Consider the following 11,158-nt stretch of genomic DNA (forward strand, 5'->3'; position numbering starts at 1 on the left):
CATGAAAAAAACAAAATATTTTATTATGGCGATAGGGATATTCTCCCTTTGGTCTTGTGTTTCAGTAAAAGCACAAAAATCACCCCAAATTAAGCATGTGGTTGTAATCGGTTTTGATGGATTGAGTCCAAACGGACTAGAAAATGCCAAAACACCTAATTTTGATAAAGTAATAAGTGAAGGTGCGTCAACGATGCATGCCAGATCTGTTTTGCCTACAAGCTCTAGTACTAATTGGGCTTCTATGATTATGGGAGCGGGACCAGAACAACACGGTATAACATCTAACAGTTGGGAGAAAAATAATTTTGTTTTGCCTCCTGTGGTGCAAAGCGAAGATTTTCTATTTCCCACTATTTTTAATTTGGTTAATACCAAAATAAAAAATGCAGAAATAGGAGCGATTTACCATTGGGATGGTTTTGGAAGGCTATTTGAAAAGAATGCTGTTGATTATGACATTAGCCCTAAAACAGAAGACGAAACCGCTCAACTAGCGAGTGCGTATTTAAAATCAAAACAACCTACGTTCATCTTTATTCATTTCGATCATGTAGATCATGCAGGACATGAATTTGGACATGGAACCCCAGAATACTACAAATCTGTAGAAAAAGCGGATGCTCTTTTAGGAGAAGTGATGCTTGCCGTAAAAAATTCTGAAATGGCAAATAAAACCTTGGTTATTATCTCTTCTGACCACGGTGGAATAGGAAAAGGGCATGGTGGTGAATCTTTACAGGAAATTGAGATTCCTTTTATTCTATGGGGAAAATCGATTAAGAAAAACTTTAAAATCATCGATCCTGTTTATCAATATGACAACGCAGCAACAGTCGCTTTTGCTTTCGGTCTAAAATTGCCTATGGCTTGTATTGGTAAACCGGTTAAAAATGCATTTATAGGTTTTAATGAATCCAATGAATATCCTATCGTCAAAAGGCTCAAAGAACCAATTATTTTACCAAAAGCGGTGTTAGCTAAAAAAGCAGGTGGTTTGTATAATGATGAAGCCACAGTAGTGATAGAAAATGCAAATGACGAAGGAGTTATTAAATATACAGTGGACGGATCAATGCCTTCTAATACTTCTAATAGCTACACAAAGCCATTTAAAGTATCTCAAAATGCAGTGGTAAAAAGTGCGATTTTTAAAGATTTGAAAATAAACAGTATGGTCAATGAAGCTTTTTTTAGAGTAAAAGGGTCTAATTTGAAAATGCCTGTTTCTTATGAAGTTTTTTACTTATCTAATTTAGAGACTGTTCCCTTTTTAGAAAGTTTAACTCCAAATGCCAAAGGAAATTGTTTTGAGATTACTTCAGATGAAATAAAAGAGACTATAAAAGACAACACCGTAGTTCGATTTAAGACCAACATTACTATTGATAAAGAAGATACCTATGGTTTTTTTACGCGCTCAGACGATGGTAGTATTCTGAAAATTAATAATGAAATGATTGTAAATAATGATGGAGATCACGGTGTAGAAGAAAAAGCAGGTAAAATTCACTTAAAAGCAGGAATTTATCCTTTAGAAATTGTTTGGTTCAACGGAGGCGGAGGGGGCTGGTTAGACGTTTTTTACCAAAGCAGAACTCTACCAAAACAGATTCTTCCAACGACTATTTTAACAGCTCAAGAGCTTTAGAAAATTTAAAATGCAGCAAGAAAATTCCAAAAACAGTGTAACCGAAGGCGATATCAATCTGAGCGAGGCGCGTATCGATTGGTTGGCAACGACGGTCGATGAAAAGACAAAAGCACTTTTAGATAAAGATGCCCGTTATTTTTTTCATCAGGCCTTGTCAACGCCTTGTCTGGATGTTTTAAGTGATTGCAGTGACGCTAGTATTACCTCCATTTCAGGTAAAAAATACTATGATTTTCATGGAAACAACGTTCATCAAATAGGATATTCGAATCCTACACTGATTGAAAATATTACTGCTCAGTTACAAAGTTTATCTTTTTCTCCAAGAAGGTTCACAAACGAAGCTGCCATTAATTTTGCAGAGAAATTAGCCAGTTTATGTCCAGGAAGTTTAAACAGAATCCTCTTAACGCCAAACGGAAGTTCCGCGGTGGGAATCGCTTTGAAATTGGCGCGAGCCATAACTAAAAAGTTTAAAGTTGTTTCTTTCTGGGACTCTTTTCATGGGGCTTCTTTAGATGCAATCAGTGTGGGAGGTGAGTCAGCTTTTAGAGAATATATGGGGCCGTTATTGCCCGGGATTGAACGAATTCCTCCTCCAGTTACTTACCGTGGTATTTTTGAAAATAATGAAAATAAATGTTTAGAATACCTAGAATATGTTTTTGAAAAAGAGGGAGATATCGGAGCTTTTATAGTGGAAACAATTAGAAATACCGATGTCCAAATTCCATCGAAACATTTTTGGAAAGAGGCAAGAAAGCTCTGTGATAAATATGATGTTTTATTGATATTAGACGAAATTCCAATTGCTTTAGGCAGAACCGGAAAGATGTTTTCTTTTGAACATTATGATATCGAACCCGATATTTTGTGTTTAGGCAAAGGCTTGGGCGGCGGTATTTTTCCGCAAGCTGCTATAATTACCAGAGATGAATATAACGTTCTTGGCTCTATTTCTTTGGGCCATTATACCCACGAAAAAAGCCCTGTTGGTGCAATTGCTGGCCTCAGTACGATTCAATTTATTGAAGAAAATAATCTATTAGTAAAAGTACAAGAGGATGCGGTTTATATGCAATCGAAATTATGTGGGTTTCAGGAAAAGTTTTCACTCATTGGAGATGTTCGCGGTATCGGTCTTTTGTGGGGAATAGAATTAGTGAAAGACAGGGTCACAAAAGAAAAAGCGATTGCTGAGGCTGAAAAAGTAATGTACGCTTGTTTAAAGAGTGGTCTTAGTTTTAAAGTTTCGGCGGGAAATGTTTTACAATTGTCTCCAGCATTGACCATTAGTAGAGAAGAATTAAATGAAGCTTTACAAATTTTAGAAGAAAGTTTAACGATGGTACAACATCAAAAAATATAATAAAATGAAAAGATCAATCGTACTAACAAGTTTATTAACAATATTTTTTTTTGGAACTCAGGCACAAGAGAAAACAGAAACCAAAAAGCCAAAAGTCATCTTAATCACCTTAGATGGTTTCCGATGGCAAGAATTATTTACTGGAGCCGATGCTAAACTGATTGCTAATAAGGAATATGTAGAAGATACATTGGAGTTAAAGAAACATTTTTGGAGAGCAACTCCAGAAGATAGAAGAAAAGTGTTAATGCCCTTTCTTTGGAATGAAGTGGTTACAATGGGGCAAATTCATGGTAATAGAAATTTGGGGAGCAATGTTAATTTAACAAATAGCATGTGGTTTTCGTATCCTGGATATAACGAAATATTATCAGGAGTAGCGGATGATAAACGAATCAAGAGTAATGCTAAAATTAATAATCCTAATACAACAGTCTTAGAAAAAATTAATAATACGCCACAATACAAGGGCAAAGTGGCTGCTTTTGGTAGTTGGGATGTATTTCCTTTTATTATAAATGAAGAGCGTTCGGGAATTCCTGTAAATGCAGGTTTTGAAACATCAAAATCCAAAACTCTTTCAGATAGAGAAATATTTTTAAATGATTTGCAATCTAAAATCCCATCACCTTGGGGATCAGTAAGATTAGATGCCTTTACGTCAAATTACGCCTTGGAGTATATGAAAAAGGAGCATCCTGAATTGGTCTACGTTTCTTATGGAGAAACCGATGATTTTGCTCATGATGGAAAATACGATGCGTATTTAAAATCCGCACATACCGCAGATGCTTTGATAAAAGAATTGTGGAGTTTTACTCAAGAGGATCCTTTTTATAAGGACAACACGGTTTTTATTATCTCTACTGATCATGGACGCGGAACTCAGCCATTAAAAACATGGAAAAGTCACGGATCGGATATCGTTGGGGCAGACCAAGTTTGGTTAGTTGTTTTTGGGAATGGTGCAGAAACACTTGGAGAAATAGCATCAAAGGAACAGTTATATAGCAATCAAATCGCACCCACAATATTACATCTTTTAGAAGGTGCTGCAAAGGATACTGATATGAAAGGAAAAGTGATAAAAGTATATAAAAACTAATGCAAAAGTCAGCAAAAAAATCAAATATCCCATTTGTACTGAACGCTTCGTTAGCTTCTTTTGGGGCCTATTTCTGTATGTATGCTTTTAGGAAACCTTTTAGTGTAGCGACATTTGAAGGCTTGGAAGTTTTTCATATTGATTACAAGATTATTTTAATTATTGCACAGGTATTGGGGTATGTACTTTCTAAGTTTATAGGTATTAAAGTGGTTTCAGAATTAAAGGCAAGCCAAAGAGCCTATTATCTTCTAACCTTAATTTTAATAGCTGAACTAGCTTTAGTTTTATTTGCCGTGGTACCCAGACCTTATAATATATTTTTTATGTTTATCAATGGAGTTCCTTTAGGAATGATTTGGGGAATTGTATTTTCCTATCTAGAAGGTCGAAAATTCACAGAGATATTAGGAGTGGCTTTAAGTACCAGTTTTATAGTTTCTAGCGGAGTAGTAAAATCAATGGGACTTTTAGTGATGTCATCCTGGGGTTTTTCCCAGTTTTGGATGCCCGCCATAACAGGTTTACTATTTGTTTTGCCCTTGTTATTTTTTACCTGGTTGTTAGAAAAAATTCCAAAGCCAAACGAAGAAGATATTGAGCTGCGATCGGAGCGTGTTCCTATGACTGGAAAAGACCGGAAGAAATTATTAATTCAATTTTTATTTCCAATAACGATATGGGTACTGTTTTATACCTTTCTAACAGCCTTCAGAGATTTTAGAGACAATTTCGCAAGAGAATTATGGGATAGTATCGGATATAAAGGGGATATCGGAGTTTATACAAGTTCTGAAACATTAGTCGCTTTTATTGTATTATTAGTCTTGGGTCTTGCCTTTTATTTTAGAGATAACATGAAAGCATTACTTTTTTATCAGATTTTGTTATTGATAGGATCCCTTTCAATAGGTATTTCTACATTCTTATTTCATTTGGGGAGTTTAAACCCATTTACATGGATGGTCGTTTCAGGTTTCGGGTTATACATTTGTTATGTACCTTTTAACTGTCTCTTTTTTGACCGTTTTATGGGGGCCTTTAAGATTAAAGGTAATGCAGGTTTTTTAATTTACATCGCTGATGCTTTTGGTTATTTGGGCAGTGTTTCTGTTTTACTTTATAAAAACTTTGGACAAGCGACTTTATCTTGGTTGAACTTCTTTATGTATGGAGCCTATTTAGTTGCAGGAATAGGACTGATTGTGACTACAAGCTCTATTATTTATTTGAATAAAAAATATAAACAACATACAAAACACAGTACAAATTATAAATTAGAATTCCATGAAAACAGTTTATGACCTTATCGTTATTGGTGGTGGTGTATTGGGAACTTTCCATGCTTATCATGCTTTACAAAAAGGACTTCGGGTCGCTATTATAGAAAAAGATAAAAAACCAATAGGGGCCACTATTCAAAATTTTGGACAAGTGGTACCTTCTGGAATGGACTCTAAATGGCAATCTTATGGTAGAGAAAGTTTGAGTATTTATAAAGAAATTCAAAATCAATTTGATATTTCTATTCGGCAAAATGGATCTGTTTATTTGGCATCGAATGAGGAAGAAATACAGCTCATAGATGAGTTGTACCGAATCAATAAAGCCAATAGTTATCAATCATATTTGTTGACTAAGCAGCAATGTCTGGATAAATATCCAGGTTTGCGTTCCGACTATGTAAAAGCAGGGTTATTTTTTCCTGAAGAAGTTACTGTGGAACCCAGAACTATGATTTACAGATTACAAGAATTTATGATCCTAAAAATGGGTTTAAAACTAATCACAAATACAAGTATTATTAATTGTGAATCAACTTTAAACGGAGTCAGGATTTTAAGTTCGGCAAATGAGAAATTCTCTGCAAGTAAAGTTATTATTTGCAACGGGAATGAGTTTAAGAATTTGTATCCAGAACTTTTTAACAAAAGCGATTTAGAGGTTTCTAAATTACAGATGATGCAGACGAAGCCACAAAAAAATTATGTTCTTCCAGGATCAATACTAACTGGTTTGTCCATTAGAAGGTATGAGGCATTTTATGAGTGTCCATCCTTTAAAACGATAAAAGCAAAAGAAAACCCTGATGCTTTAGAAAAAAAATGGGGTGTACATATATTGTTTAAACAAGCGGCCGATGGTTCTGTCATTTTGGGAGATTCTCATCATTATGCTGACGCCAAAAATAAAGATGATTTGGGTTTTGACTTAGATATGAATATTGATAATTTCATGATACAAGAAGCAAAAAAAATAATTGATTTACCTAATTATGAGATTAAAAACAGATGGTATGGCATGTATTCGCAATGTAAAACCAAAGATATTTTTGAGGAAACCATTGATGAACACATCCATATTATAACTGGAATAGGAGGAAAGGGAATGACGGGTAGCGCTGGATTCTCAAAAGGAAATATTAATAAAATTTTTAATAAATAAGAATGAAAAAAAGAATGGAATTGGTGGTCTTTGACATGGCCGGAACAACGGTAGACGAGGATAATGTCGTTTACAAAACAGTACAGAAAGTAATTAATGACGAAGGGTTTAATGTTAGTTTAGATCAAGTCTTGAAGTTCGGTGCAGGAAAAGAAAAGCATCAGGCGATAACTGCAGTTTTAAAAGAGTGTACCTCGTTAACGGATACAAGTTTAGTAGCTAGTATAGCTTTTTCAAAATTTAAAATAGCCCTAAAAAGCGCCTATGATACTCTAGAAATTAAAAGTTTTGAAGGCACAGAACAGCTTTTTAAAGATTTAAGAAAAAATCATATTAAAGTAGTTTTAAATACGGGCTATGACCGCAAAACAGCTAATTTATTAATAGAAAAACTAGGTTGGATTGTTGGAGAAACCATTGATGGGTTAGTAACGGCTGATGATGTTGTAAATGGACGGCCAGAAGGGGATATGATTCTTTTGGCAATGAGCAATACAGGTGTGCTTGATGCTGAAAAAGTGATGAAAGTGGGAGACTCAGCAATAGATATTGAGGAGGGTAAAAATGCCAATTGTGGTATTACTGTTGGTGTTCTTTCAGGGGCACAAACGAGAGAACAGATTCAAAAGGCCAATCCTAGTTATATTTTAGACAGTATAACCGAACTGAGAGCAATACTCTTATAATTTTTTTCATTTGTTTTTTGTTTAACTCTCCTTTTTGATTAACTAATTAGGAGAGTTTTTTTAAGCTTTTTCGAGAGTTATATAAAAAAGTAAAGTACTAACATTTTAGCGGCTGTTTTACTTCTATTGATTGGGACGTGCGGTATTCTTCCATCAAAAAATATAGAGTCACCTTCTTTTAATAGTACTTCTTCATCGCCAATAGTATAAATACATTCTCCAGAAAGCATGTATTTGAATTCATACGCATCTGTTTCTACTTTTTCTCTCTGAGAGTTGGGTTGTATTTCGAGTAACACGGCTTCAAAACCTAAAGAAGAAAGCTGTTTTCCGAAAATATAGTTATAAGCAAAGCCTTTGGCCTCATCTTCTTTTTCGATAATTGCATTGTCTTGACTACGAGAGACGATATAATTATTTTCAGGAGTATTTGACATACCCTCAAAAAAATCACATACTTCCACTTCCAAAGCATTAATTATACTCAGTAAAACAGGTAGAGAAGGAATGGTTCTGCCATTTTCAATTCTTGAGATTAGTCCATTGCTTACTTTTGCATCAGAGGCAACAGTATTAATTGTTTTTTTATTTTTTTTTCGAATGTCTTTAATTCTTTTTCCTATACCTATTAAGTAATCATTCATGGATTTCTTGTATTTAATACGAATATCTATATTTCGATTGAAATAAAAAAGAAAGGCATGTTTTTTTATATATAAAATAAGAGTTTATTTGTGTCATTTTATTATATATTTTAATTTCAAGACAGGCAAGTAAGTTTGAAGGACTATATGTTAGATGGACATGCTAACTTAGCCATCACAGAAAGTTAAGAAATAATCTTAATTTTAGCCTATGAAAGAAGTCCGTAAAATTTATGACAAAGCTTTTAAAGATAAAGCCGTTCAATTAAGTTATGATAGAACAAATGTATCAGAACTCGTCAGAGAGTTGGGAGTCACAGCACCACAGTTGTATAAATGGCGTAAAGAGTCCGAGGAATTTGGAGAAGGAAGTTTTCCTGGGGAAGGAAATTTAAAACTAACTCCCGAGCAAGAAAGAATCTACGAACTGGAGAAAAGACTCAAAGACGCCGAGTTAGAACGTGATATATTAAAAAAAGAAATGAACAACTATTCCCGATTGAAAAAATGTGCAAAGTTCTATAAGTGAACAGCGGAAGTTATTACCGATGGAAAGAGTAAATAATCACCGTTAGACAGCAACAAAAAATGGTAATAAAAGAACAAATAATATCGATTTATTTTGAATCCAAGTAACGATACGGAAGTCCCAGAATAACATTAGAACTTCAAAGTTTTGGTTATTAAACTTCAAGAATTACATTGGCAATATATATGAAAGAGCAAGGTTTACGAAGCAAATTATACAAGAAGTTCAAAGTAAAAACCAACTCGAATCATAATTATTTAGTTGTCGAAAATGTATTAAACAGAGAATTTCTTTTCAAAATGCCTTCAAAAGTATGGGTTTCAGACATTACTTATATCCATACCAAGGAAGGGTTTGTATACCTGACGACTATTATGGATTTGTACGATAGAAAAATCATAGGCTGGAGTTTAAGCGAGGAAATGAGTACAGATGAAACCTCACTTAAAACTTGGAAAATGGCGGTTAAAAACCGAAATATTGCTCAAGTTTTGATTTTTCATTCTGACAGAGGTGTCCAATATGCCAGTAAAAAGTTTGTAAATGTTCTTGATTCCTGTAAAAAAATATCCCGCAATATGAGTCGTAAAGGAAATTGCTGGGATAATGTAGTAGCGGAAAGCTTCTTCAAATCTTTGAAAACGGAATTGATTTATGGGAACAAACTGATTTCTAAAGGAAAAATGAAACTGGAAATCTTTGACCTGAGCGAAGCGAATAGGCGAAGCAATACATTGAAATTGGGTAGAACAGAAAATGAAGACATTCCGCTTTGAATTATGTAACTATAGAAGAATTTAACGATAACATTAATTACGACAATGTAGCGTAACTTATCCTGCAGGTTTTATTTGCATATCCTAAGTCTATATCGTAAACGCTTAATTTACAGTTTGAAAGTAATCATGTAACTCTTACCGCCCCGCAATTGTTCTGACCAAAGGGAGGCCAATTGCGGGGCGACGCACTTTCTTGCAGCATTTCGCTTAGGTTGCTATCGCTGACTTTTCAGGATCATTGTCATTTAAAATTATATATAATTATAAATAGGACAGGCAGTATATTCTACCTGTCCTATTGTGTTAGTTTAGTTCTACTATAGTACCCTTTGCAGCATAATTGGTACAAAGATCAAAAGCAGTTTGCACACGTAATTGTCCGGTACCACCCATTAGTATAGAGGCTAGTTTTGCTTCATTATCCTTATAAGAACGTACATTTTGAAAGTATCCTGTTATGGCGTTATATGCTCCGAAAACCGTGCCTTTGGTGGTGTTCATTAGTTGAGTAGGGTCGCTCATGGCATATTCGTAAGCATTATCTACCATATTAATAAAACAAGTTGATAGGTCCTCTGTTCTACCTTCTTGTAAGGTTTTAAGAACCTCTTTACTAGGAGCCAGAGCAGACTGAATGAGCTTTTTTACTTCATTATCTGAAATACGTACTTTTGTCCAGTTATTAAAAATTGATTCCAATTGTAAAGCTAGGCGATCAGAAATTCCCATGACTTTGTGTGCTTGCTCAAGCCTTTGTTTTGCGTTAGAAGTATGGCGTATGCGAACAGTATTAGTTTGGTTTCGCAATGCTGCATTGAGAGTGTTGGCACATACGATACGGATGGGAGTAAAAGCAGCGGTAATGCTTCCACTTCCATCGTGGGAGGTGGTCAAGAACAGGTATTTTTCGATAAGGTCATCATTACCCACACGGATATAGTCAGGTAGCTTGGCAGTTATGAAGATGCGTTCCCCATTACCCAATGCTCCAGCTGTCTCGTAGAGCATACCGTCGCCACCCACAATGCTGTCAAAAAAAGAAAAAGCATCTCTATTCTGTACGATTTGGTAGTCTTTACCTACCACTCCCAAAACGGTATCGTTGTCCGTGCGTACGGTACTGAAAAAGTTGGGGACTTCTATGCGCATGTCCTGGAGACTGCTTGTGAAAAGTTTTCTTTTTTCGACTTCGTAGTCCAGGCCTGCGTGTTTGATTGCCTCCGCGCTTGTGGGGTAGTCTTGAATGACTTGCCCTAGATTGTGCCATGCTTTTTCCTTTGTGCTAAAAAAACTGTGTTTTTTTGTTTGCTCATTGTAATTTAAATGGTGTGCCATGATCTAAAAATTTTATGATTACTACTATTTTTATTTCTTCCCAGTCTCCTCAAAAAAATGTTTTCAAAAAGAAAAACGGAGAAAAAGAAAGCAAGAATAGAGGGGCTTAAGGAAGTGGAGAGCAATAAGTCCCGTAGGGTGACAAGTGCAACGCAGTCATTATGTGCTAGAAACGTTCTTAAGACACTATCTTAGCTGCCTTTTAGTCCGTTTCGAGTGGAAACTTCCTTACAACTTCTTGTTTTTTCTACGAAAAAACCTCTGCAATTTTATTATCAGCTGGGGGTAATTTTTACTAGAATATGGAATAAGGTATCTACTATTGAATTGGGAGAAATAGAAACGGCTCCAAATCCGATGGCTGAGGGATGATGCAACTGCAGAAAATACTAGGGGGTGAGAGACGGAATACTGCTGGAATGAAGTGAAACGGAATGAAGCGGTATTATGGCTGGTTTAGACCTGCCGAATAGAAGAAATGAATGTGTAAAGATTAAGAACGAAACAGTGCAAAAAAAACAGCTGCTGTTTTTCAGAGGGCACTGAAAAAGTCTTTTTAGGAATTAATTGTTAATAAAAAGGAGTAGAAAACTATAGTTTTTTGCTCCTTTT

General features: G+C 35.1%; 10 protein-coding genes. 8 read left to right on the forward strand and 2 right to left on the reverse strand.

All coding sequences use genetic code 11. The features are described from left to right. The first annotated feature begins 1 nt into the window (after window position 1). Genes QO200_RS17030 through QO200_RS17055 form a run of 6 tightly spaced genes read left to right on the forward strand, consistent with a single transcriptional unit; the run spans window position 2 to window position 7,259 of the window. Window positions 2-1,651: an alkaline phosphatase family protein gene (locus QO200_RS17030; protein ID WP_371542553.1), complete on the forward strand. Its 1,650-nt coding sequence runs from the start codon at window positions 2-4 to the stop codon at window positions 1,649-1,651. Window positions 1,652-1,661: 10 nt separating this feature from the next. Beyond that, window positions 1,662-3,023 (forward strand): aspartate aminotransferase family protein, encoded by a 1,362-nt coding sequence (locus tag QO200_RS17035; protein WP_371542556.1) that lies wholly within the window; start codon window positions 1,662-1,664, stop codon window positions 3,021-3,023. A 4-nt stretch (window positions 3,024-3,027) separates the two neighbouring features. Continuing rightward, window positions 3,028-4,128: an alkaline phosphatase family protein gene (locus QO200_RS17040; RefSeq protein ID WP_371542558.1), complete on the forward strand. Its 1,101-nt coding sequence runs from the start codon at window positions 3,028-3,030 to the stop codon at window positions 4,126-4,128. Continuing rightward, complete coding sequence (locus tag QO200_RS17045) at window positions 4,128-5,432, forward strand: DUF5690 family protein (protein WP_371542563.1); 1,305 nt, start codon at window positions 4,128-4,130, stop codon at window positions 5,430-5,432. The genes QO200_RS17040 and QO200_RS17045 overlap by 1 nt, the downstream gene beginning before the upstream one ends. After that, window positions 5,416-6,573, forward strand: a complete 1,158-nt coding sequence (locus QO200_RS17050; RefSeq protein WP_371542566.1) for a TIGR03364 family FAD-dependent oxidoreductase — start codon at window positions 5,416-5,418, stop codon at window positions 6,571-6,573. The genes QO200_RS17045 and QO200_RS17050 overlap by 17 nt, the downstream gene beginning before the upstream one ends. 2 nt (window positions 6,574-6,575) lie before the next feature. Beyond that, the gene (locus QO200_RS17055) at window positions 6,576-7,259 is read left to right on the forward strand and encodes a phosphonatase-like hydrolase (protein ID WP_371542568.1); all 684 of its coding nucleotides are present in this window, start codon (window positions 6,576-6,578) and stop codon (window positions 7,257-7,259) included. A gap of 77 nt (window positions 7,260-7,336) precedes the next feature. Here the strand turns inward: QO200_RS17055 and QO200_RS17060 are convergent, their stop codons facing one another. After that, complete coding sequence (locus tag QO200_RS17060) at window positions 7,337-7,903, reverse strand: helix-turn-helix domain-containing protein (protein ID WP_371542571.1); 567 nt, start codon at window positions 7,901-7,903, stop codon at window positions 7,337-7,339. A gap of 211 nt (window positions 7,904-8,114) precedes the next feature. Here QO200_RS17060 and QO200_RS17065 point away from each other — a divergent pair, with 211 nt between their 5' ends. After that, window positions 8,115-8,432: a transposase gene (locus tag QO200_RS17065; protein WP_371542573.1), complete on the forward strand. Its 318-nt coding sequence runs from the start codon at window positions 8,115-8,117 to the stop codon at window positions 8,430-8,432. Window positions 8,433-8,617: 185 nt separating this feature from the next. Next, window positions 8,618-9,208 carry an IS3 family transposase gene (locus tag QO200_RS17070; RefSeq protein WP_371542575.1) on the forward strand — a complete coding sequence of 197 codons (591 nt, stop codon included), beginning with the start codon at window positions 8,618-8,620 and terminating at the stop codon, window positions 9,206-9,208. A 306-nt stretch (window positions 9,209-9,514) separates the two neighbouring features. Here the strand turns inward: QO200_RS17070 and QO200_RS17075 are convergent, their stop codons facing one another. Continuing rightward, a complete protein-coding gene (locus QO200_RS17075; protein ID WP_371542577.1) occupies window positions 9,515-10,546 on the reverse strand; it encodes a DUF932 domain-containing protein in 1,032 nt (343 codons plus the stop codon). Window positions 10,547-11,158: the final 612 nt, after the last annotated feature.

The organism is Flavobacterium sp. Arc3 (genome assembly GCF_041431375.1).
In the GTDB taxonomy this organism is placed as follows: Bacteria; Bacteroidota; Bacteroidia; order Flavobacteriales; family Flavobacteriaceae; genus Flavobacterium.

Coding starts and splice junctions, on each gene's coding strand:
- QO200_RS17030 (WP_371542553.1), top strand. CDS start 2: ATGAAAAAAACAAAATATTTTATTATGGCGATAGGGATATTCTCCCTT.
- QO200_RS17065 (WP_371542573.1), top strand. CDS start 8,115: ATGAAAGAAGTCCGTAAAATTTATGACAAAGCTTTTAAAGATAAAGCC.
- QO200_RS17055 (WP_371542568.1), top strand. CDS start 6,576: ATGAAAAAAAGAATGGAATTGGTGGTCTTTGACATGGCCGGAACAACG.
- QO200_RS17075 (WP_371542577.1), bottom strand. CDS start 10,546: ATGGCACACCATTTAAATTACAATGAGCAAACAAAAAAACACAGTTTT.
- QO200_RS17060 (WP_371542571.1), bottom strand. CDS start 7,903: ATGAATGATTACTTAATAGGTATAGGAAAAAGAATTAAAGACATTCGA.
- QO200_RS17050 (WP_371542566.1), top strand. CDS start 5,416: ATGAAAACAGTTTATGACCTTATCGTTATTGGTGGTGGTGTATTGGGA.
- QO200_RS17035 (WP_371542556.1), top strand. CDS start 1,662: ATGCAGCAAGAAAATTCCAAAAACAGTGTAACCGAAGGCGATATCAAT.
- QO200_RS17070 (WP_371542575.1), top strand. CDS start 8,618: ATGAAAGAGCAAGGTTTACGAAGCAAATTATACAAGAAGTTCAAAGTA.
- QO200_RS17040 (WP_371542558.1), top strand. CDS start 3,028: ATGAAAAGATCAATCGTACTAACAAGTTTATTAACAATATTTTTTTTT.
- QO200_RS17045 (WP_371542563.1), top strand. CDS start 4,128: ATGCAAAAGTCAGCAAAAAAATCAAATATCCCATTTGTACTGAACGCT.